This window comes from Bacillus sp. RC240 (assembly GCF_044907945.1).
Classification (GTDB): Bacteria; Bacillota; Bacilli; order Bacillales; family Bacillaceae_G; genus Bacillus_A; species Bacillus_A mycoides.
Genome location: NZ_JBIYCT010000010.1, coordinates 25,316 through 48,789, shown reverse-complemented (window position 1 = coordinate 48,789; position 23,474 = coordinate 25,316). Strand labels below are relative to the sequence as shown.

The following is a 23,474-nucleotide window of genomic DNA, read 5'->3' as shown; positions in this document are numbered from 1 at the left end:
TAAGCATGAAAGATTGGCATAAAAGTGTAGTCTATCAAATTTATCCGAAGAGCTTTAATAGTTACTATAATAAAGAAACCGGTGATATAAAGGGAGTTACAGAGAAATTAGATTATTTAAAGGAACTTGGAGTGGATTATATTTGGTTAACACCGATATACCGATCACCACAAAATGACAATGGATACGATGTAAGTGATTATTACAGCATTGATCCATCTTACGGGACGATGGAAGAGTTTGAAGAGCTTTTAAAAGAAGCGAAAGTACGTGACATTGAAATCATGCTTGATATCGTTGTAAATCATAGTTCAACGGAGCATAAGTGGTTTAAAGAAGCAAAAGAAGATAAGAATAGTCCGTATCGAAATTATTATATTTGGCGTGATGAAAAGAATAATTGGCAGTCTAAATTTGGAGGATCTGCTTGGAAATATGATGAGAAAACAGGGCAATATTTTTTACATCTATTTGATGAGACGCAAGCTGATTTAAACTGGGAAAATGAAAAGCTTCGTGAAGAAGTGTACGATATGATGCGCTTTTGGCTCGATAAAGGTGTAAAAGGATTCCGCCTTGATGTTATTAACTTAATTTCAAAAGATCAAAGATTTTTAAGTGATGAAGGCACCACTGCTACAAGTGATGGGCGTAAATATTACACAGATGGTCCACGCGTCCATGAATATTTACAAGAGATGAGCCAAAATGTTTTTGAAGGGAAAGATGTAATTACAGTTGGAGAAATGTCATCTACGACAATTGATAATTGTATTAAATATTCGAATCCTGAGCGCAATGAACTAAGCATGACGTTTAGTTTCCATCATTTAAAAGTAGATTATCCGAATGGTGATAAGTGGACGAAAGCTGATTTTGATTTCATTAAATTAAAAGAAATTATGTCTAATTGGCAAATTGAAATGCAAAAGGGCGGAGGATGGAATGCGTTATTCTGGTGTAATCATGACCAGCCTCGTATCGTTTCACGGTTTGGTGATGATGAGAAGTACCGAAATGAATCTGCGAAAATGTTAGCGACAGCTATGCATATGTTGCAAGGAACGCCTTACATTTACCAAGGTGAAGAAATCGGTATGACGAATCCTAAATTCGAGTCCATCGAGCAATATCGTGATGTAGAGTCGTTAAATATATATGATATAAAGCTAGAAGAAGGATTATCAAAAAAAGAGATTATCGGGATTTTAAAACAAAAATCTCGTGACAATTCCCGTACTCCGATGCAGTGGAATGAAGAGGTGAACAGTGGTTTTACAACAAGTACACCTTGGATTTCTGTGGCTGAAAATTTTAAAGAAATAAACGTAGAGAAGGCATTAGAAGATAGAGAATCTGTATTTTATCATTATAAAAAGCTAATTGAACTTAGAAAAAAATACGATGTCCTTACAGAAGGGAAATATGCTATTTTAGATGGAAATCATCCTAGCATTTGGGCGTATACACGTACTGTAAATAATGAAGTATTACTTGTTATAAATAACTTCTATGGAGAAGAAATAACGTATTCTGTACCAGTTCATGTTCAATTAGATGGTATGAAACAAGAAGTATTATTATCAAATTACAAAGATTCAAGTAAAGATATTACCAATCTTAACTTAAGACCGTATGAGTCAATTGTATATCGTTATATGAAATAAAAGGTTGGATGCCGGCGGGCGTCCAACCTTTTTATTTTAAGACGCCACTATATAAAATCTTTACTTCTACTTCCGGTTTAAATTTTACCTTTGCATAATCTTTATTCCAATTCTTTTTCTTCCATAACTCTGGATGATAAGCGATAAGATTTCTACCTATACCGAAAGCGTCACAATTTGCTTTTTGTAGCTTTTTCGTTATTTGTTTTGCTTCTTTTGTGAGCTGCTTAGATAATTCTTTGTTTAGTTTTTTTCTTTCTCCCATTTTATAAAGATTATCTCTCGGTGCTTCAAGAGCGATTACTTGTAGCTTTAGTTTTAGATGAGCGTAAACATTTCCTTTTTTGTCAGTCGTTATATTCAAGTCTCTTTTTAGTTTCCGATTGCTCACTTCCATTGTTAAATAATCAGATGTCTTCTCTGATTCATCGCTAGTAAGTTTTTGGGTTATACGGGCACTTGTTCCCATTTTTCCGGTTAATAACACGAATAGAACAGATTGTTTCAAAGGTAAATGCCCAGTTAATTTATCGTTGTTAAATAAAGCTAACCCGTTTGTAATTACTTCTTTTCCTTTTATTTTTATAGAAGGGAGGGTAAAGTCTTTACCGGGATCTAACATTTTTGTAGCAGCTGTTTCTAAAGTTTCTTTTGGAAATACACTCATATCTTCTAAGCTTTTCACTTTTTTCTTTAGAAAATCTCCAATTAGTAAATTTCCTACCTTCTTTTTTTCTAGTACCTCGGATGTTTCACCATCTACTGCAATAAGTTTTACTAAAGCAGTTGGGTTTGTTGGGTCCCGAAAGCTGACATCTAAATAGGGGAGTATACCTTTTTTTAGAATTTTGGTTCCTAGTAATTGAACACCATATTTAAAATAGCGAATATTCCCAGTCACATTTTTTTTTAGGGCATCGCTTGTATCCCTTATGTTATGCCCGTTTGCTGAATGTATTTCATTCTCGAATGAAGATTGCTCTCCGCTTGAACTTTTTACGAGTTCAAGCGTTTGCTGAAGTTTATTTTCTTCCGTAATATCATATCCAATGCTATAAGCTAATCTCGCTTCTCTTAATGGTTCTTGATCCCAACAGCCAGAAAGGAATGCACTAGTACATAATATAAAAAGTAATTTAACTCTTTTTTGGAACATACTGTTCTCCTTTCTTATTCCTTATTACTGAATAAAGTAGAAATAAAAGAGGGAGGACAACTATGAAAATATACGTGAACTTATCAGTAAAAGTTGCAATTACTTTTAATTCTTCAGGTGTATCTATAAATAGGGCTACACCAAAAGCAATAATACCAACGATTGGAACAGCCTTTTTATGATTAGCCAGATTGAAGATATGTCCAATTCCTATAGAAGCGGCACAGTAATAACTAGCAATAGAAGCTACAACAGTTATCATCCATATTGGGATGAATAGTAAATCGGTTCGGTCTATAATCCCAATATGCAGAGAACGCAATAAGTAAGCAACTGGCTCTGGAATAAGTTCAACTTGTTTTGGACTAAATACGATAAAGCAAATCCAAACAGTAAAAGTATAAAAAAGAGTTACAAATCCATTAGCGATAGAAATTGCTTTCAGTTTTGCCACAGAACTCCCGTTTACTTTTGGGAAAGCGATAAGAATAATCTCAAAACCATACATAGCTGTAATGGTTTCTTTTGATGCTTGAATAATATTCCACCATCCGGCTTCTGTAATTGGAAAAATGTAAGAAAAATCAGCTCGTGTAAGCCCTAGGGCAATTAAAAGAGCCATTGGTAAAATGAGAATAGAAGCCATGACGTAAAACCGTACGATGACTTTGAACGTATTATAAGCTATGTAACAACAAGCTATTGTAAATAGCATGAGGGTGGCATACCAAGGAGTTGCTTGTAATATCCAAACTTTAATGACATTACAAGCATTTAACATAACCGTCATACCGATAAGGGTAAAATAAAAAACATAAGCAAAACCTAATAGTTTTCCAAACTTATTCCCAAATAGCATACAAACACTTTCATACATATCTGCATCAGGAAATCGTTTTAAGAAAAGCCACATAAGTAAAATAATAAGTTGAATTGCAAGACCAGCGATGAGAGCAGAAATCCATCCGCCACCTTTCGCTATTGGGTGAAGACGGTTTGGTAGAGAAAGTATACCAACTCCGATTTGGCATTGAATAACGAAAAAGGTAAATTGAACAAGTGAAATTTTACTTTGCGTGTTTGTCACCGTTCTCATCCTCTCTCGTTACATGTTGTCGTTGCATTTTTTTCGGTTTTGAATCATGTGGTCGTTCCCAAAATGACCAAATTGGTAGTCGTACAAAAGAGTCTTTCATATCTTTTATCCGCATCGGAGCAACAGGAGAAAGATAGGGGGTATGAAATGAATGTAACTGGCATAAATGAACGAAAGTTATAATGAGACCGAATGATATTCCTACATAGCCGAATATGGCAGCAAGGAGCATTAACGGAAAACGAAGAATCCGAACTGCGGAACTCATATCATTTGATGGAACAAGAAAAGATGAGATTGCAGTTAAAGCTACAACGATAATCATTGTATAAGAAACGAGACCGGCTTTTACAATTGCATCACCAATTACTAAACCACCTACAATACCGATTGTTTGTCCAACTCGGCTTGGCAAGCGAATACCAGCTTCCCGTAATAATTCAAAGATTAATTCCATTAAGAGAGCTTCAAAAATAGGAGGAAGTGGCACTTTTTCTAATGAAGCTTTAATCGTATAAACAAGTTCGAGCGGCAACACATCAGGATGAAAAGCAACTGTTGCGATATATATAGCGGGCAAGAGAAAGGCAATCAAGAAACTGACTAAGCGAATCATTCGGATGAAAGAACCGACAATCCAGCGGTTATTATAATCATCTGGTGATTGATAGAAAGCAAATAACGTAACAGGAACGATAAGTGCAGTTGGATCTCCATCAGATAAAATAGCAACTCGTCCTTCCATTAAATTTGCTGCGACTCTATCTGGGCGCTCTGTATTTAATTGTTGCGGAAAGGGTGAGAAAGACGTATCCTCTATAAATTCTTGTATATATCCTGGAGGCATAAGTGCATCTGTCTTAATCGTTTCTAACCTTCTTTTTACTTCTGTAACTAGATCGTCATTAGCTATGTTTTGCATATAAGCAATTGCCACTTTCGTATGCATTTCTTCACCGAGTGTGAAATATTTAACGACGACATGTGGACTTTTTATGAGTTTACGAATAGAAGCTAAATTGGTTGCTAAATCTTCTACTAAACCAGTATGCGGTCCACGGACAATCCCTTCATTATCAGGTTCTGTTATATCTCTCTTTAAAGATAGAGCTGTTTCGAAAATACAAAAACTGTCGACGTGTTCATGAAAATATAAAGATTTACCTTGTAATAAAAGCTGCACACCATAATTTAAATTTGTTTCTTTTTTCATATTTAATGTGGCAAAAGCTTTATCTAAAGACAGATCCGATCGAGTTAATAATGGTTCAAGAGCTAATTGATGAATTAAATTTGGGTCTGCTAAAGATTCGATATATATAATTGTTCCTTTTCCATTTTGGAAAGGGACATCTAATTTTTTTATATCATCTGAATGACAGAGCTTATTTTCAATGTAATTAATATTTTCCGGAAGTGATGGAAACATATGCTTCGTTTTATTTTTTTGTTGGTTATTGCTTTGCTCTGTCATAAGGCCCACCCTTTTAGAATTGAATTATCACTGTTAATTTTTGCTTTTTATGAAAAAATTATGCTTATATTCTTTTAAAAAAAGTAGCTTGAAAGTTACGTTACGTCATCTTTTATACTAAAGAAAATAGGATATAGGGGGATGGTGTAGATGACTTTAAAATGTATGTGGGGATGGAAAGAAATTTTATATTTATTTGTTTTCGTATTTCTGATTGTACCAGTAATGATTGAATCTCTTTTTTACGATTATGCTTTAAAAATACTAGGGAACTCATTATATGCTGGAGTATTAATGGGACTTATAATGGCAGTGATATTTACATTTGTAGTTTATCTTTTTTGCATAAAAAGATATAAACTGTCGTGGAAAGATATTGGAATTCGGAAGCTTTCATGGAAAGATTTATGGTGGACATTTGTAGCGGTTATTTGTTTGATTGTAGTGAGTGTTGGAGTATTAATGATAATGGAGAAACTGGGGATTTCTTTCGAAAATAGTAAAACGGAGACGATCCAAAATGATAAATCAATATATGCGTTCTGTATCGCGGTAATTGGAGCAGCAGTTATATCACCAATCTATGAAGAAATTTTATATCGAGGTGTTTTTTATACGTTTTTTCGTGATAGATATGGCATACTGGGCGGGGTGATTATAAGTTCAATAATATTTACCGTTGTTCATATTCCAACATATAACACATTACCGGTGAATTTTTTAAGCGGTGTAGTATTCGCGTGGTTATATGAAAAAACAAATTCTATTTTATCGGCTATGATTGCACACGCACTATTTAATTTCATAGCAGTACTTCTTACATTTATGTCGAATTAAGAAGATATATAGGAGGGATACAAATGGAAATAGCGGTAGAACGTGTTTTTACAAAAGAGATTTTAACAAGAGCAGCAAAGGTATATCATGTAACGGTGGAAGAAAAGCCACTTGGTGATTTTGAAAATTATATTTTTAAGGCGAAGGGTAAAAATAATGAAGGTTACGTATTACGCTTAACCCATTCTTCTCATCGTTCTAAAAAAGAGGTAGAGGCCGAACTAGATTTTTTACGGTATGTTGCGGAGCATGGGGCAAAAGTGGCGGGACCTCGTAATTCAATATCTCAAAACCTTGTAGAAGAAATTGGAGCGGAAGATGGCACTTTCTTTTTTGCGTCTTTATTTACATATGCACAAGGTGAGCAAGTAAAAGGAGAAGAATCGCCTTATTGGGGAGATGCTTACTTTGAAGCGTGGGGAAAAGCGATTGGACAGCTGCACCGCCTTACAATGGATTATCCTAAAACAGACTACCGTGATACGTGGGAAGAGGATGAAAGTAGCATTGTTAATAGATTAGAAGATGAGAAGGTGAAAGGGATTGCCACTGTATTAATGGAGGAAATAAAGGCTCTTCCGGTTAAAAGAGAAACATTCGGGCTTATGCATGGTGATATTCATCCAGGTAACTTTCATTATGATGGAAAAGGGCTAACAATCTTTGATTTTGATGACGCTGCCTATAATTACTTCATTCATGATTTGGCAATGGTTCTTTATTACTCTGTTCTTTTTACACCGTGGACATTGGAGAAAAAGACGAAATTTGCTCGTAAACAGTTACAAGTGTTAAGAAAGGGGTACGAATATGAGCACAGGCTGGCGGATAGTTGGTATGAATCGTTACCGTTATTTTTACGGTTACGTGATATAGGCCTATACGGTACGATTCAAAAGAAATTTAAGGGGAAAGATATGCCAGAGGATTTTCAAAAGTTATCAGATGAGTTGTATGAAAGAATTATAAAGCAAGAGGCAATAGTGAATATATAATACAGAGATAAGGGAACAAAGTATATAAAATAAATATATACTTTGTTTTTTTATACAAAAATATGTTTATTTTATTAAAATAATATTGTTATAGATTCGGTATACACTTATAATTTTATATATATTCTGAATATTCTTTATAAAGAAGGAGGGGGAAAGTTGGAAGCTATCGTAAGTTGGATAAATAATATTGTTTGGAGTCCAGCACTTGTCTATTTATGTTTAGGAGTAGGTCTATATTTCTCCATTCGAACAAGATTTTTACAAGTAAGACATGTAGGAGAAATGGTGAAACTTACATTTCAAGGGGAAAAATCGGATGCGGGTGTTTCTTCGTTCCAAGCTTTAGCACTTTCATTATCAGGGCGCGTTGGAACAGGAAATATTGCAGGTGTTGCAACGGCTGTTGCCTTTGGTGGTCCAGGAGCTGTCTTTTGGATGTGGGCGGTGGCCTTTTTAGGAGCAGGATCGGCTTATGTAGAATCTACATTAGCACAAATATATAAGACGAAACATCAAGGACAATTCCGCGGTGGACCTGCTTATTACATTGAAAAAGGACTAGGTGTTAAATGGTACGCTTTAGTATTCGTTGCAGCGACAATTCTTGCAACAGGAATGCTGCTTCCAGGTGTTCAAGCGAATAGTATTGCTGTAAGTCTAGAAACAGCTTTTGGTATTAATACTTCTGTATCCGGGGCGGTATTAGTAGCGGCATTAGCACTTATTATTTTTGGTGGAGTTAAGCGAATTGTTAACGTAGCGCAAGTTGTAGTACCGTTTATGGCACTTGGCTATATTTTAGTAGCTTGTGTAATTGTAGCTATGAATATTGAAAAATTACCAGACGCTTTCATGTTAATTTTAAAAAGTGCATTTGCATTAGAAGCAGCTTTTGGCGGGATTATTGGTTTAGCAATTTCTTGGGGTGTAAAACGTGGTATTTATTCAAACGAAGCAGGGCAAGGAACTGGGGCCCATGCAGCAGCAGCAGCTGAAGTATCGCATCCAGCTAAACAAGGGTTAGTACAAGCATTTTCCGTTTACATTGATACATTATTTGTTTGTTCAGCAACAGCATTTATGATGATTATTACAGGCATGTATAACGTATTTGATGCAAGCGGAAAAAACTTTATCGTCAATAAATTAAATGGTGCACAGCCAGGTCCTGGTTATACACAGGCAGCAGTAGAATCTGTTTTCCCTGGATTTGGAAACGGTTTCGTAGCAATCTCTTTACTATTCTTCGCATTTACAACAATTATGGCTTATTACTACATTGCAGAAACGAATATAGCTTACTTAAATCGTGATAAAGACCGTCCTTGGATGTCTATCGTACTAAAGTTTGTATTCTTAGGAGTTGTATTCTACGGTTGTGTAAAAACAGCAGAAACAGCATGGGCTTTAGGAGATATTGGTGTAGGAATTATGGCATGGGTTAACATTATTGCGATTCTATTATTACAAAAACCGGCATTGATCGCATTAAAGGATTATGAAAAGCAGAAAAAAGAAGGAAAAGATCCAGTATTCGATCCGCAGAAATTAGGAATTAAAAATGCTGATTTCTGGGAGCATGAATACGGGAAAGACAAGAAAGAAGAAGTATCTTAAGAGAATAGAAATGAAGGAGCAAAGGGAAATCCCTTTGCTCTTTTTTATGGACAAAATGAAGATGAAAGTTATTTTTTTGCCTATTTTTGAATATAAAAAGAATGTACATGCTTTGTTTAGGAGAGGGGGGAGTATGGTGATAGAGTTTCGTAATGTAAATAAATATTATGGTAACTTCCAAGTTTTGAAAAATATTAATGTGCAAGTGAAAAAAGGTGAAGTGGTAGTAGTTGTTGGTCCTTCAGGATCAGGAAAAAGTACATTGCTTCGGTGTATAAATCAGTTAGAGGCGATTACTGATGGAGAGTTAATCGTACAAAATACAGATGTACACAATAAAAAAGCAGATATGAATGAATTACGCCGAAATATTGGTATGGTCTTCCAGCATTTTTACTTATACCCACATAAAACAGTTCTGCAAAATATTACACTAGCACCAATTAAAGTAAATAAAACTTCAAAAGAAGAAGCAGAAAAAACAGCGATGGTTTATTTAGAGAAAGTAGGAATCTCGGAGAAGGCAGGTGTATACCCTCATCAATTATCCGGAGGTCAACAGCAAAGGGTAGCTATTGCTAGAGGGCTCGCGATGCAACCGAAAATTATGCTATTTGATGAGCCTACGTCCGCTCTTGATCCAGAGATGATCGGAGAGGTGCTTGATGTTATGAAAGCGCTGGCTAAAGAAGGAATGACGATGGTCGTCGTCACACATGAGATGGGATTTGCACATGAGGTAGCAGATAGAATTTTATTTATGGATGACGGTCAAATTATCGAAGATACAACACCATCACAATTTTTTGCAAATCCTGAACAAGAAAGAGCACGTCTATTTTTAAGCCGGGTATTAAATCATTAAAGGAGGAATTTCATGCTTAAGATGAAAAAGTTGTTTACCCTAATCGTATTCTCATGTTTATTCGTGTTTATTGTTGCTGGGTGCGGGGGGAAAAAAGACGAGGCGAAAGAAACGAATACGAAGCAAGGCGGAGCTGTTGAGCAAATTAAGAAGCGCGGGAAGTTAGTAGTTGGAGTGAAGAATGATACGAATTTATTTGGATTGAAAAACCCTTCAACAGGGCAAGTAGAGGGATTCGATATTGATATCGCGAAGGCACTTGCGAAAAAAATTCTTGGTGATGAAAAGAAACTAGAGCTGAAAGAAGTAACGTCTAAAACACGTATTCCGATGCTGAAAAATGGTGATATTGATGCAATTATTGCGACAATGACAATTACGGAAGAACGCAAAAAAGAAGTAGATTTCTCAGATGTATATTTTAAAGCAGGACAATCGTTACTTGTGAAAAAAGGAAGCAATATTAAGAGCATTGATGATATAAAACAAGGCGTTAAAGTATTAGCTGTAAAAGGATCAACATCTACAAATAACATTCGCCAAAAATCACCAGAAGCAACAGTATTAGAGTTTGAGAATTATAGTGAGGCATTTACAGCGTTAAAAGCAGGTAAAGGCGATGTTTTAACTACAGATAATGCGATTCTTTACGGAATGGCAAAACAAGATTCTAATTATGAAGTTGTAGGGAAAATTTTCACGGATGAACCGTATGGAATTGCAGTACAAAAAGGTGCAGACGATTTAACGAAAGAGATTAATAGTTTATTAAAAGATATGAAAGCGAATGGAGAATACGATAAATTGTATGAAAAATGGATTGGTCAAAAACAAGAGAAGTAAAATGAAACTTTATTTCTCATGATAAATAGTAAGAGTGAGAGGATGAGAGTACTCATCCTCTTCTTGTAAAGAAAGAGGGGAGAATATGTGCCTGATTTTTCTATATTAACGAATAACATTGATATGTATTTAGAAGGATTTAAATATACGGTTATGTCCAGTGTAGTTGCACTAATAGGAAGTTTTGTTTTAGGAATTGTTATGGCAGTGATGCGAATTTCACCTATTCGTATTTTGAATTGGATTGGCTCTGCCTATGTAGAGTTTGTTAGAAATATTCCACTCGTATTAATTGCATTCATTTTCTATTTTGCTTTGCCTGTAATAGGAATTACTTTCAACGGTTTTGTAGCAGGGACAGTTGCACTTACAGTTTATACAGCGGCTTTTATTGCGGAAGTAATTCGTGCTGGTATTTTATCAGTCGCGAAAGGTCAAATGGAAGCAGCACGTTCTTCAGGATTAACTTATACGCAAGCGATGTATCATGTCGTCTTACCTCAAGCGATGAAAATCGTCATTCCTCCTCTAGGAAATCAATTTCTCAATTTAGTAAAAAACTCTTCAATACTCGGAATTATTGCTGGAACGGATTTAATGTATCAAGGAGACTTAATTTCAACGAAGACGTTCGTTACGTTTGATGTATATATATTTGTCGGGATGTTTTATTTAGTATTAACAATTCCGCTAAGTATGCTAGTGCGTTATTTAGAAAAACGCTTGGCAAAGGAGGCGGTATAAATGGATTTTAAAGGAGCGATAACAGGTGATCATATCCTCTTTTTATTAAAAGGATTACTCATAACGTTAGAGGTAGCGCTCATAGCAATTGTACTTAGCTTTATTATTGGTAGTGTAATAGGAATATTGCGCTATACGAAAATACCTGTCGTCTCACAAACATTAGGCTTTATCGTGGAAGTCATTCGAAATTTACCGCTACTTTTAATTATATTTTTTACGTATTTTGCACTTCCGGAAGCGGGATTGAAGTTAGAAATTATAACAGCTGCAATTGTTGCTTTAACAATATTTGAAGCGGCAATGATATCTGAAATTGTTCGAAGCGGTCTATTATCTATCGAAAAAGGGCAGATTGAGGCTGCAAGGTCTTCTGGATTAACGTATGTGCAAGCGCTTTGGCATATTATTTTGCCGCAAGCATTAAGAAGAATGGTCCCCCCGCTTGTTAGTCAATTTATTTCATTGTTAAAAGATACGTCATTAGCGGTTGTTATATCATTGCCAGAGCTTATGCATAATGCTCAAATTATTAGCGGGCAGAATGTAAATTATATGATTCCGACATTTATACTAGCAGCCTGTATGTATTTTGTTGTAAACTACGGTTTATCAATTTTATCTAGAAGATTAGAAATACGTTAACTCTTACAAAAAAATGTAAGAGTTTTTTCCTTATAAATCCTTTTTTTCCTCAAATTAGTATTGCGAGCTCTTAATATTTGAATTTTTATATTGTTTTATCAGAAAAGTTTTAATTTTATATAGAAATTGTAATCGCTTTCGTGTATATTTTTATTATCAGAAAATTTTAAAAAGAGATAGGGGTACTTGTAGGGGGAGGATTAAGATGCAGCAAACAACGAATGAGCAATTACATCGTACGATGAAGAGTAGACATTTATTTATGATCGCACTAGGTGGTGTAATCGGAACTGGTTTTTTTCTAGGTTCAGGTTACACCATTAATCAGGCTGGACCAGGGGGAGCCATCCTTTCATATTTAGTGGGCGGATTTATTATGTATTTAACAATGCTTTGTCTTGGAGAGCTAACGGTAGCAATGCCAGTTTCAGGATCTTTCCAAAAGTATGCGACGAAGTTTATTGGACCAGGAACTGGATTTATGATCGGTTGGCTATACTGGATTGGATGGGCAGTAACAGTAGGATTAGAATTAACATCGATCGGTTTAATGATGAAAAGATGGTTTCCGAATGTTGATGTTTGGGTATGGTGTCTCGTATTCGGAGTTATTTTATATGCTTCAAATGCAATATCAGCGAAGAGTTATGCTGAATTAGAGTTTTGGTTCTCTAGTATTAAAGTAGTTACAATTATTGCATTCATTTTACTTGGTGGTAGCGCATTACTAGGATTCTTACCATACGATGGAAAAGAAGCAGCGCCTCTTTTCTCTAACTTTGTAAGTGATGGTGGGCTATTCCCAAATGGACTAGCTGCAGTGCTTCTTACGATGATTACAGTTAACTTTTCCTTCCAAGGAACAGAGTTAATCGGGATTGCAGCAGGAGAGAGTCAGAATCCTGAAAAAACAATTCCACGTGCGATTCGTAATACAGTATGGCGCATTATGTTATTCTTCATTTTAACAATGACAATTTTAGTAGGGTTAATTTCTTGGAAAGAAGCAGGGATAATTGAAAGCCCATTCGTAGTTGTATTTGATAAAATCGGTATTCCATATGCAGCTGATATTATGAACTTCGTTATTATTACAGCTCTTCTATCTGTAGCGAACTCAGGGTTATATGCAGCAACGCGTATACTATGGTCACTTGCAAATGAAGGAATGGCACCAGCTTCTTTCAAGAAAGTAAATAAACGTGGTATTCCGATTACAGCGTTAGTCGTAACGATTGCTGTAGCGGCGTTATCTTTATTAACAAGTTTCCTTGCAGAAGATACAGTATATATGTATTTATTATCTATAGCTGGTTTATCGGCTGTTTCAAGTTGGATCATTATTGCTTTATCACAACTTCGCTTTAGAAGTCAGTATTTAAAAGGCGGAGGAAAATTAGAGGACTTAAAGTATAGAACACCACTATACCCGCTTGTTCCAATTTTAGCTTTAATTACAAATAGCATCGTTGTTATTAGTTTAGCGTTTATTCCAGAACAACGAATGGCGTTATATTGTGGTATTCCATTTATCATTTTCTGCTACATATATTATTATATAAATAAGAAACGGCAGAAACCGATGAAAGTGGAGATGGAGACACCAAATGAAACTAACAATCAAACACGATGATATACAGGCGGATTTATCGTATGGTCAATTAGCGATTGGAAAAGAAAACGGATATTCACCGTTACAATTACTCGTGTCTTCTATCGCAGGATGTAGTGCAATTGTCTTCCGAACAATTTTAGAAAAGAAACGTATTACATACGATACGTTTACAATTGAAACTGAAATTGGTAGAAGTGAAGCTTTATCAAAACCAGTTGAAAGTGTTCATTTGCACTATAAAATTAAAGCGCAAAACATTACAGAAGAACAATTAGACAAGGCGCTGCAACTTGCGGTGAAAAATTGCACAATTGTTCAATCTGTAAAGGATAGTATAAAAGTTACAGAAACAATTGAATTAGTAAAGTGAAACATAAAAACGTGAGAATAGGGCGCTCACGTTTTTATGTTTTTGGCAGAGGGGGAAGAATGATGGAATGTTTAGGTTGTAAATTAGTAAATGAAGAAGAAATTATATATAAAGTGTATGAAGATGATTATGTAACTTGTTTTTTAGATCATGCGCCTTTCTATACAGGGCATACTTTAATCGTTCCAAAGCAGCATGTTGTAGAAGTGGACGAATTAGATGATTGTGTAGCAAAAGCGATTATGGATGCTTCTAAGGTTATCGCAAAGGCTATTAAATCATTATATAAACCAGACGGAGTTACAATTTGCCCCGCATTAACGGGGCAGTAAGATCCCCTACCTCAAAATTCAGTGAAAACAAAGAAGTTAGTTGGGAATCCAACTGCCCGTAAAAGCCCGATTGGTTCAACTAATAATCAGTGGGGGATGAACAAAACCCCCACTGATTAAAGTTTCACTTTATCAAAATGGTGGAATCTTTAACGAGTTAACTCATTATCACATGCATGTTGTGCCGAGATATAAAGAGCGTTCGTTTGCTGAGTTTTATACGGTACAACCTGGAGAACAGCAGAATCATAACTTTGAAGAGACAAAGAATTTATTAAAAGAAGCAATAGAGAAAATAATACATAGCGAAAAGGTGTAAGAGGAGTTTTCTTAGGGGGACAGTTAGGGAAATATTAATAAAGAAAAGCCCAATTTCTCAGTTAAAATAGAGAAATTGGGCTTTTCTTTATTCTATTATTTAATTTTATCTATTAAAGAATTCTGCAGTGTCACAAAGTATATCGCTCATTCGTTATATAGAATGAGAGGAGGAATTATATGAAAGTTACAAACAAAGATTACGAAAAGATGGAAGAGCTATATGAGTTGTACGAACAAAAAATTTATTATGTAGCTTATTCTATTTTAAATAATATTCAGCAGGCTGAAGATGCGGTTCAAGAGACGTTTATTACTCTTTATAAGAACTTGGAAAAGCTCGATAGCTTGAGCACAGAAGAGCTTAAACGATACATTTTGAGGGTCGCGAAAAACAAGGCGATTGATAGTTACCGGAAAAATAAACGACATGAAACATTTTTAGAAGAATATGAAAGAGAATCAATAGAAGCAGTAGATGAAAATATTGAAGAGTGGGAAAAACGTAAAATGTCTGAGGTTCAAATTGATACATTGCTAACAGAATTAAGTGAATCTAACAGACAGGTGTTTAAGTATAAAGTCTTCTATAACTTAACGTATCAAGAGATTTCAAGTGTTATGGGAATAACCGAGGCTAATGCCCGCAAGCAGTTTGAACGCGCTCGAAAACGAGTCCAAAATATTATAGGAGGTATACAACATGACGAATTCAAAGAACTCCAAAAAAATATATGAACTTGCTGAAAAAATTGCTTTAGATGATTTTGATAAACTCGAAGAACAACATGAATTTTCACATACATATACGCGCAAAAAGAAATTGTTTATGGAGGAAATGAAGCTGAAAGATGGAAAACCACAGACAAAGCGAAAAAGACATCGCATGTTAATCGCTGCTGCCTGCTTATTGATTGGCATGCCGACAACAGTTTTTGGTGCAGTGAAAGTCTACAATATGATTGTTCAAAAACAAAATTACGAAGTAAATGTTTCAGTAACGAATAAGGAATCGAAAAATATTGATAAGTGGTATAAGTTGAAGGTTGGTAAATTACCAGAAAATATGGAAGCAATTGATGACTCGGCTATGAAATATTCATTTAAAGATAACGACGCAATGGGTGGATTTTCATTCGCTCTTTGGAGAGTGGGGGGAAATGCGGACTTTCAAACTTTATATTCAAAAAGCTATGAAGAAAAAGAGATAAATGGCAGGAAAGCAGTAATTGTTCATAAAGAAACTGGAAACAACAATGTAATGTTTGATAGGAAGGTCTTTCTCTTTTTTGAGAAAGAAGGGATTATGTTAGAAAGTTTTATTGGATCAGATGTAAATGAAGAACAAATGATGGATGTGTTAGGGAACATTTCACTTGAGCCTACGTCAAAAGAAAAGGCAGCACATATAACAGATTATGATAAAAAGTATTTTAGTGAAGCGGATGAGCCTAAAAAAACTAAGGTGATTCCCTTGAAAAAAGATAGTAAACGACTATTTCACATAGGACAAAAGGTTCCAGTAACGATATCTATGGATAACAGCCAAATTGAATATGTGATAGAAAAAGTTGAAGTTTTTGATTTGATTAAAGATTTTAAACAAGAGAACTTTAATGAACTTGGCTTAGGGATATTAAGCAAGAAGAAGGCTTTAGATCAGACGGGAAAATTGCTATCGTACAGACGGGATGTATATAAATTAGGGAATGGTAAAGATTCAATTGATACATTAGTAGATTCGAAATTAGTTAATGTTAAATTTGTCTACTTGACAACAACAGTGAAAAATATAGGTAAACAGGTGACAGAAGAAATCTATATGCATCCATCTATAAAACAGCTTAAATTTGAAGGGAATGCATGGAACTACGCTAAAGAAGAGGGAATGGACGCAACGCGTATTATGACGGGCGAAGTTGATTACTTGGAACCTCACGGAGACGGGAAAAGCTTTTATAATATTGGTAGTATTACACCAGGACAAACGGTAAAGGTTAATTTAGGTTATTTTGTAGATGAGGATAAACTAGATTCAATCTTTTTGGATGCTTTCAATTACAGAGGGATTGGTGACACTGAAAATATGAATTCGAAAAATCGTTGGTGGTTTGATATTCGTCAATAATAAAATAATAGGAACAACGGGACTAAAAAGCTGCTTATATTTAGCAGCTTTTTCAGTCTTCATACATATGTAAAACTTCTTTCGCACGTATACGTAAACCATCTATTAATTCTCTCGGTTCTAAAACTTGCGCATCTTTTCCAAGCCGATAAAATAGAGGCGTAATAAAATTAATTTCACCTTTATCAATTGTTGAATTTATATATCCTGTCCCATCTTCGTTTACTACAACGAATTCTTCAAGGTAAGGAACGCTTTTGCATTGGCGCACACCCTCTGTCGTTAGTAAAATATGTAACCGAGTAGGAATGTTTATTACGTTAGAGTTAGAGGCGAACCATTCTTCTAAATTCATAAACTTATCTTTATTTTCTTCGGTCGATAATATGGAAAGAATACGATCCACGCGATACAGTAATACTTTGTTTCGACTATAGTCATAGGATGGCAAATACCATAAACCGTCGTGAGCATATACACCGATAGGATGAACATGTTTTGTTTTAATCCCCGATTTAGACTCGTATTGAAAGTGTAAGTTTTTATTTTCAATAGCCGCTGTTAATACTTCGTTTAAAAAAGTTGTCTCAATTGTTCTTTTCGGATTCCAAAAAGCGATATAAGAACGTATTTTATCAACTTTAGCTTTCGCATCATTTTGTAGAGAGCTATACAGTTTATGAGTAACAGAATTGATTTCTGTATTAAAAGGCAAGTTACGGTAGTAGCTTAAAGATTGGAAAGCAAAAAAGATGGAGACCGCTTCTTCTTCGGTAAATAAAATGGGGGGAAGCATGCTGTTTGTTAATACTTTATATCCCCCGTTGCGACCTTGTTCAGCGTAAATGGGTAACCCCATATCACTTAAATCTAAAATATATCTATGGACCGTACGAACGGAAATATTAAATTCATCAGCTATTTCTTGAGCTGTAAATGTTTTTTTCGTAGAAGCAAATATAAGAATGTCTAGTAAACGTTTTGCTTTTGACAAGGATATCACCTTTTTCTTTTTTAACATGACATAAGTTGTCATGTTTTATGGTTAGTATAGTGCTTATAAGATGATTTTATCAATAGAAGCTGTAAGGAGGAAAAGATATGTCACGTGAAATTGTTTTATTTATTGCAGCGAGCTTAGATGGATTTATCGCGAAAGAAGATGATGATTTAGAGTGGTTAATGGAAACAGAAGGTGAGGGAGACAACGGTTATACAGAAATGTACGAAACAATTGATACGATAATTATGGGAAAGAGAACGTACGATTATGTGGTAGAGCATACGGAAACATTCCCGTACCTAGATAAAAAATGTTATGTTTTTTCTAATTCAGAAAAAGGTTCAAACGAACATGTAGAGTTTGTAAATGAAGATGTATTAGAGTTTACAAAAAGGTTGAAAGAGCAGGAAGGATCTAAAATATGGATGGTCGGTGGAGGGAGTCTACTGAGAGGATTTTTTAAGAATAATTTAATTGATGAATATGTTGTTACGATTACACCTCACATATTAGGTTCTGGAGTTCCGTTATTTAAAGAAAAGAACCCGGAAATTCATTTAACTTTAACGGATACGAAACGTTTTGGCCAATTCGTAAATTTATATTATAAAGTAAAGTCCTAAAGGATAAGAAAACACGACTATTGATGATAGTCGTGTTTCTATATAGATGGCAATGAAATTGTAAAGCAAGATCCGTGATCAATTTCACTTGTGACAGTAATATTCCCGCCGTGTAGTTCTACGATTTCTTTTACGATGGAGAGCCCTAAACCAGTGCCTCCTGTAGCTCTAGAGCGCGCTTTATCAACACGGTAAAAGCGATTGAAAATGTGAGGGAGGTCTTCAGGGGGAATACCTTCTCCCTTGTCCTTAATTTTGATGGAAATATGTTTATGTTCTTCTGTAACAGAAATATTAATATGAGAATGTTCTTTTGAATGTCTATACGCGTTATTTAAAATGTTAGCCATAACTTGTTCAAAGCGTTGCTCATCTAGCTTTACTAAGAGTGAGGAAGGACATGTGAAAACAACTTTAATTTGTTTTTCTCCGTACATCACATTTATTTTTTCAGTGATGCGAGTAAGGAAGGTGTGTAAATACACTTCCTGTACTTGAATGAAAAAGTTATGCTTTTCCATTTGAGCGAGTGAAAATAAATCTTGAACTAAGTTTGTAATATAATCAGACTCGTCTTTTATAATGGATAAGTATCGTAAACGTTGCTCTGGGGGTGTGTTTTCTTTTAATGCAATGTCAGCATAACCTCTTACGTACGTTAATGGTGTTCGTAATTCGTGAGCAACACTTGCTAGAAATTCACTTCGCTCTGTTTTCATATAATGTAAATCATTTGCGAGAGTTTGGATAGATTGTGCTAGTTCACCAATTTCGTCATTTCGAGTAGTTGTTAATGAAACGGATAAATCGCCCTTACTCATTTTTTCAGTCGCTTGTTTCATGTGTAACAATGGTTTTGTTAACAAACGTGATAATAGAAAAATGGTGATGGCTGTTAATAGGAAAGTAATGACTCCAGCGATAATGAATTGCCGTGTGAGCCCGTTAACCATTTCTTCGATTGATTCCGTCCCGAGAAACATATATACATAGCCTTCCGTTTTTCCTGCCACTACAATTGGGCTAACTGTACATATATAATTAGATGTTTTCCAATGATTCTCTATAATTGCTCCATCATGATCTGTTCGTGTTTGCATTCCTTCAATATGTTTTTTTATAGTAGTATTTATTTCATTGGATTTAGCTAGTATTTCCTTATTTGCATTTGTAATAATAACAGTTGTTTCAGCTTCGGATTCCATTAAAGCAACATGGGAGATTGTTTGCCTGTCAAAATATTTTTCAAGGACATCTCGGTGACTATTTCCACGCTTTAATAAAGCAGTCATTTCTTCATTCACTCTATTGTTTACAAGGCTATAATAGAGCAAGACAAATAGAACACTTTCGATTAAAAGTGTAACAATTAGAAAATAAAATCCGAGTTGAATAGAAATTCGCTTCATCGTTTTGCTCCTTAGTTTTCAATATCAATCCATCGATATCCTACTCCGTAAACAGTTTTTAAATGGTGATCAATGGGGAAATTTACTTTTCGTAATTTATCACGTAAATTACGAATATGTGAATCGACTGTTCTATCTTCTGTATTTGTATTTAATCCCCAAATTCGTTCAATGAGCTGATCACGGCTTAATACGTAGTTCACATGACGTAAAAATAATCCGAGTAAAGAGAATTCGATTGGGGTGAGAAGAAGTTCTTCATTATGGACAGAAATGAAATGCTTGGCCTCATCCCATAAAATGCCGTGATATTGGATTTGTGCATGTTGATTGGTTCGGCGTAAAACAGCTTCAATTCTTGCGAAGAGCTCCTCTTCGTGGAATGGTTTCGTCACGTAATCATCTGCTCCAAGTTTTAACCCTTGAACGACATCTACCGTTTGATCACGAGCAGTTACCATAATGATAGGAACGTTACTAAATGATCGAATTCTTTTGCAAGTTTCCCACCCATCCATCTTTGGCATCATAATATCGAGTAAAACAAATTTGAAGTTTCGATTTTCTATATGTGAAATAGCTTCTTCTCCGGATACTGCACATACGCAGTTATATCCGATTGGAGTAAGATAAAGCGTTAATAATTCAAGCATTCTCGGTTCATCATCTACGAGTAGTATATCGATCATAGAGTACCTCCGCATTTGTAGTTATTACTTAAATTGTAAGTCAAAATCATGAAGAAATGGTGCAGATTATAATGCATCTGCATAATTTCTTCAGAATTGCTTGTTATTGTAAAGTTGAAATTCCATTTTAGGTAATAATATTGGCTCGAAAACGAATAATACGGAGGCGATATAGTGAAAAAGATGATCCGAATTTTGGGGATAACAATAATTGCAGCAGTCGGTCTTGCGGCATGCGGACAAACGAGTACAGATCATAAAAATCATGAATCTACAGAAGAGAAGAAAACAGAGCAAAAGGAAATGAAAATGAATCAGGAGGTAACTGCGCCGAAAGAAATGAATCAAGGTGCATCGAATGATTTATTAACGACAAGTTTAAAAAATGTAACGAGATTAAATACAAATGATCCTCTGCAAATGGCAGTATTAACTTCGCAAACGATATGGCCAGCAACGCATAAAGAGAATCAGCCAGGCGCTATTATTTTAGTGCCAGTGAACGAGTGGCAATTAGGTATTGCAAGTGCGGATCTTATTCATCACCCGAATAACGGACCGATTTTATTTATAGAAAAAGAAAAGGTACCCGAAATGACGTTAAAAGAAATAAAACGATTAAATCCGCTCGGAACGAAAGATGGAACGCAAATTATGGTGATGGGGGATATAGGGGCATCTAGCCTAGAGCAATTAAAAGAATATAAAGTAAAGCAAATAAAAGAAACGGACCCAGCTAAATTTGCTAAAGATGTTGATAAAGAATATGCCGATATAACAGGGAATTATCCAAATAGCGTTATTATCGGTTCGTCTGAAGAAGAAGGACGTTTATATACAACACCAGCTGTAAATTGGATTTCTCATATGCCAGAACCTCTTCTATATACTGAAAAAAATAAAGTGCCAGAAGCGACAATAGAGGCATTAAAGATGAGAAAAGATAAAGTAAATATATATGTGTTAGGACCAGAAAAAATCGTTTCGAAAGAAGTAGAAAAAGAGTTAAATAAATACGGAAAAGTGACCCGTATTAGTGGGGAGACTCCAACAGAAAATTCGGTTGCATTTGCGAAATTTAAAGATGAAAAAACGAAATTTGGCTGGGGATTCACAAAACCAGGTCACGGTTTGTCATTTGTTTCAAGCAAAACACCAGACTTAGCAATTGCGGGAGCACCGTTTTCACATATGGGTAAACATGCCCCTGTTGTTTTGCTTGAGGAAGGAAAAGCTTCACAACCAGTTTATGACTTCCTTGCTACTATTCAGCCGAAGTTTAAAGATGATCCAACACTTGGACCATATAACCATGGTTTCCTATTAGGAAGTAGTAGTGATATTTCATTTGAAACACAAGGTATATTGGATGAGAGGTTAGAAATTGTTCAGGAAAGTGGTCAAGGTCACGGTGGACATTAATGAAATGAGAAAAGACGCTGCTAAGGTAGCGTCTTTTCTTTAGGAAACTTTTACATAGCACAACATCCTTTGCTCGTTATATAATAGCCTTCGTGCAGTCGGCCCTGATTTTCTTATGGAGAAAATCAAATGATAAAAGAGTAGAGGAGTGTTACTTTGTTTCAAACTATAAAAAATGAATGGTTCTCAAATATGAGAGGGGACGTGCTATCGGGGGTTGTTGTTGCTTTAGCATTAATTCCTGAAGCGATAGCTTTTTCTGTTATTGCAGGTGTAGATCCGACCGTTGGGTTATACGCCGCTTTTTGTATTGCGGTTACAATTTCGTTTGTCGGCGGAAGACCAGGGATGATCTCGGCGGCAACGGGTGCGATGGCGTTATTAATGGTCACTCTTGTAAAGGATCATGGTTTGCAATATTTATTTGCTACGACAATATTAACAGGTATTGTTCAAATTATTTTCGGAGTGTTCAAACTTAGCTCATTTATGAAGTTTGTTCCTAAATCTGTTATGAGTGGTTTTTTAAACGCACTTGGAATTTTAGTTTTTACAGCACAACTGCCACATTTTAAAAATGTAACTTGGCAAATGTATGCACTTGTCGCATTAGGACTTGCAATTATATATTTATTTCCACGTATTACGACGGCTGTTCCGTCTACACTTATTTCAATTATTATTGTGACAAGCATTGCACTTATGAGCGGATTACAGTTAAAAACAGTAGGGGATATGGGAAGCTTACCGAAAGAATTACCGTTCTTTAGTATTCCTGATGTTCCATTTACACTTGAGACATTAGCAATTATTTTACCGTATTCAGTTATGCTAGCGGTTATAGGTTTACTAGAGTCATTATTAACGGCGTCGGTTTTAGACGATATGACACATACGGAAAGTAATAAGCATAAAGAGGCACGTGGACAAGGGATTGCGAACGTTGTTGCTGGTTTCTTCGGAGGAATGGCAGGATGTGCAATGATTGGACAATCTGTTATTAACATTAAATCAGGTGGTCGCGGGAGATTATCGACGTTTGTAGCCGGTGGTTTTTTAATCGTATTGCTATTTGTTTTAGGTGATTACGTTGTTCATATTCCGATGGCAGCTTTAGTTGCAGTTATGATTATGGTTTCGATTGGGACGTTTGATTGGAACTCTGTAGCGACGATTCATAAAGTACCAAAAGGAAACGCATTTGTTATGATCGTAACAGTTGTGATTGTCCTAATTACACATAATTTAGGATTAGGTGTAATTATCGGAACGATAATTAGTGCAGTTTTATTTGCATTCAATATGGCAAAGATTCACGTGAAACATTTGTATATTGAAAATAAGAAAATATACGAAATTCACGGCCAACTATTCTTCGCATCTACGGCAGAGTATATAAATGCTTTTTCATACAATGAAGATGTGAAAGAAATTGAGATGAACTTTACTAACGCACACGTATGGGATGATTCAGCAGTAGCGGCAATTGATAAAGTTATAATGAAGTATGAACAGAACGGTGTGAAAGTAAGGATCACAGGGTTAAATGAACGTAGCTCGAAGCTCGTTGCGAATTTAGCTACTTATAATAAGAGAATTGCTAGTTAGAAGCCTCCTTTTTAG

21 protein-coding genes and 2 pseudogenes are annotated in these 23,474 nt (G+C 35.3%); 17 read left to right on the top strand and 6 right to left on the bottom strand.

All coding sequences use genetic code 11. The features are described from left to right. Nucleotides 1-5 precede the first annotated feature (5 nt). Nucleotides 6-1,667, top strand: coding sequence for an alpha,alpha-phosphotrehalase (gene treC / locus ABH955_RS24040; RefSeq protein WP_113937898.1), 1,662 nt, complete (start codon nucleotides 6-8; stop codon nucleotides 1,665-1,667). A gap of 31 nt (nucleotides 1,668-1,698) precedes the next feature. Here treC and gerKC read toward each other — a convergent pair whose 3' ends face one another. The 3 genes from gerKC to gerKA are packed head-to-tail and all read right to left on the bottom strand — an operon-like array spanning nucleotide 1,699 to nucleotide 5,393. Further along, nucleotides 1,699-2,823, bottom strand: a complete 1,125-nt coding sequence (gerKC, locus tag ABH955_RS24035) for a spore germination protein GerKC (protein WP_113937899.1) — start codon at nucleotides 2,821-2,823, stop codon at nucleotides 1,699-1,701. Further along, nucleotides 2,804-3,910 carry a GerAB/ArcD/ProY family transporter gene (locus ABH955_RS24030; RefSeq protein WP_404491757.1) on the bottom strand — a complete coding sequence of 369 codons (1,107 nt, stop codon included), beginning with the start codon at nucleotides 3,908-3,910 and terminating at the stop codon, nucleotides 2,804-2,806. The genes gerKC and ABH955_RS24030 overlap by 20 nt, the downstream gene beginning before the upstream one ends. Beyond that, the gene (gerKA, locus tag ABH955_RS24025) at nucleotides 3,891-5,393 is read right to left on the bottom strand and encodes a spore germination protein GerKA (RefSeq protein WP_113937900.1); all 1,503 of its coding nucleotides are present in this window, start codon (nucleotides 5,391-5,393) and stop codon (nucleotides 3,891-3,893) included. Before gerKA ends, ABH955_RS24030 begins: the two co-directional genes overlap by 20 nt. A 150-nt stretch (nucleotides 5,394-5,543) precedes the next feature. Between gerKA and ABH955_RS24020 the strand changes: the two genes are divergently transcribed. From ABH955_RS24020 to ABH955_RS23960, 13 genes and pseudogenes are all read left to right on the top strand, one after another. Next, nucleotides 5,544-6,230: a CPBP family intramembrane glutamic endopeptidase gene (locus tag ABH955_RS24020; RefSeq protein ID WP_113937901.1), complete on the top strand. Its 687-nt coding sequence runs from the start codon at nucleotides 5,544-5,546 to the stop codon at nucleotides 6,228-6,230. A gap of 23 nt (nucleotides 6,231-6,253) precedes the next feature. Continuing rightward, nucleotides 6,254-7,225: a phosphotransferase enzyme family protein gene (locus ABH955_RS24015; protein ID WP_113937902.1), complete on the top strand. Its 972-nt coding sequence runs from the start codon at nucleotides 6,254-6,256 to the stop codon at nucleotides 7,223-7,225. A gap of 159 nt (nucleotides 7,226-7,384) precedes the next feature. Then, complete coding sequence (locus tag ABH955_RS24010; RefSeq protein WP_002010512.1) at nucleotides 7,385-8,845, top strand: alanine/glycine:cation symporter family protein; 1,461 nt, start codon at nucleotides 7,385-7,387, stop codon at nucleotides 8,843-8,845. Between the two features lie 10 nt (nucleotides 8,846-8,855). Continuing rightward, nucleotides 8,856-9,710, top strand: a complete 855-nt coding sequence (locus ABH955_RS24005; RefSeq protein ID WP_309473018.1) for an amino acid ABC transporter ATP-binding protein — start codon at nucleotides 8,856-8,858, stop codon at nucleotides 9,708-9,710. A gap of 12 nt (nucleotides 9,711-9,722) precedes the next feature. Beyond that, complete coding sequence (gene glnH, locus ABH955_RS24000; protein ID WP_002125212.1) at nucleotides 9,723-10,553, top strand: glutamine ABC transporter substrate-binding protein GlnH; 831 nt, start codon at nucleotides 9,723-9,725, stop codon at nucleotides 10,551-10,553. 87 nt (nucleotides 10,554-10,640) lie between these two features. Next, nucleotides 10,641-11,297: an amino acid ABC transporter permease gene (locus ABH955_RS23995; protein ID WP_002090963.1), complete on the top strand. Its 657-nt coding sequence runs from the start codon at nucleotides 10,641-10,643 to the stop codon at nucleotides 11,295-11,297. Next, nucleotides 11,298-11,942, top strand: coding sequence for an amino acid ABC transporter permease (locus ABH955_RS23990; protein WP_113937904.1), 645 nt, complete (start codon nucleotides 11,298-11,300; stop codon nucleotides 11,940-11,942). A gap of 205 nt (nucleotides 11,943-12,147) precedes the next feature. Continuing rightward, nucleotides 12,148-13,575 carry an amino acid permease gene (locus ABH955_RS23985; protein ID WP_002010506.1) on the top strand — a complete coding sequence of 476 codons (1,428 nt, stop codon included), beginning with the start codon at nucleotides 12,148-12,150 and terminating at the stop codon, nucleotides 13,573-13,575. Then, a complete protein-coding gene (locus ABH955_RS23980) occupies nucleotides 13,550-13,927 on the top strand; it encodes an OsmC family protein (RefSeq protein WP_000778855.1) in 378 nt (125 codons plus the stop codon). The genes ABH955_RS23985 and ABH955_RS23980 overlap by 26 nt, the downstream gene beginning before the upstream one ends. 62 nt (nucleotides 13,928-13,989) lie before the next feature. Beyond that, nucleotides 13,990-14,238: pseudogene (locus ABH955_RS23975) on the top strand (HIT family protein); the annotation flags it as partial. Between the two features lie 154 nt (nucleotides 14,239-14,392). After that, nucleotides 14,393-14,578, top strand: a pseudogene (locus ABH955_RS23970) (HIT family protein); the annotation flags it as partial. 179 nt (nucleotides 14,579-14,757) lie between these two features. Beyond that, a complete protein-coding gene (locus ABH955_RS23965; protein WP_002167092.1) occupies nucleotides 14,758-15,315 on the top strand; it encodes an RNA polymerase sigma factor in 558 nt (185 codons plus the stop codon). Continuing rightward, nucleotides 15,281-16,705: a DUF4367 domain-containing protein gene (locus tag ABH955_RS23960; protein WP_404457170.1), complete on the top strand. Its 1,425-nt coding sequence runs from the start codon at nucleotides 15,281-15,283 to the stop codon at nucleotides 16,703-16,705. Before ABH955_RS23965 ends, ABH955_RS23960 begins: the two co-directional genes overlap by 35 nt. A gap of 52 nt (nucleotides 16,706-16,757) precedes the next feature. On the opposite strand, the gene ABH955_RS23955 is transcribed toward ABH955_RS23960, so the two are convergent. Then, nucleotides 16,758-17,741, bottom strand: coding sequence for a helix-turn-helix transcriptional regulator (locus ABH955_RS23955; RefSeq protein ID WP_404457172.1), 984 nt, complete (start codon nucleotides 17,739-17,741; stop codon nucleotides 16,758-16,760). A gap of 65 nt (nucleotides 17,742-17,806) precedes the next feature. On the opposite strand from ABH955_RS23955, the gene ABH955_RS23950 reads away from it, so the two are divergent. Beyond that, complete coding sequence (locus ABH955_RS23950) at nucleotides 17,807-18,331, top strand: dihydrofolate reductase family protein (protein WP_002010525.1); 525 nt, start codon at nucleotides 17,807-17,809, stop codon at nucleotides 18,329-18,331. A gap of 38 nt (nucleotides 18,332-18,369) precedes the next feature. Here ABH955_RS23950 and ABH955_RS23945 read toward each other — a convergent pair whose 3' ends face one another. Next, nucleotides 18,370-19,740 (bottom strand): sensor histidine kinase, encoded by a 1,371-nt coding sequence (locus ABH955_RS23945; RefSeq protein WP_404457174.1) that lies wholly within the window; start codon nucleotides 19,738-19,740, stop codon nucleotides 18,370-18,372. Between the two features lie 11 nt (nucleotides 19,741-19,751). Further along, nucleotides 19,752-20,429 (bottom strand): response regulator transcription factor, encoded by a 678-nt coding sequence (locus ABH955_RS23940; protein ID WP_002029819.1) that lies wholly within the window; start codon nucleotides 20,427-20,429, stop codon nucleotides 19,752-19,754. 174 nt (nucleotides 20,430-20,603) lie between these two features. Here ABH955_RS23940 and ABH955_RS23935 point away from each other — a divergent pair, with 174 nt between their 5' ends. Beyond that, on the top strand, nucleotides 20,604-21,851 hold the full coding sequence (locus ABH955_RS23935) for a cell wall-binding repeat-containing protein (RefSeq protein WP_404491755.1): 1,248 nt from the start codon (nucleotides 20,604-20,606) through the stop codon (nucleotides 21,849-21,851). Nucleotides 21,852-22,007: 156 nt separating this feature from the next. Then, nucleotides 22,008-23,459: a SulP family inorganic anion transporter gene (locus ABH955_RS23930; RefSeq protein ID WP_404491754.1), complete on the top strand. Its 1,452-nt coding sequence runs from the start codon at nucleotides 22,008-22,010 to the stop codon at nucleotides 23,457-23,459. Nucleotides 23,460-23,474 lie beyond the last annotated feature (15 nt).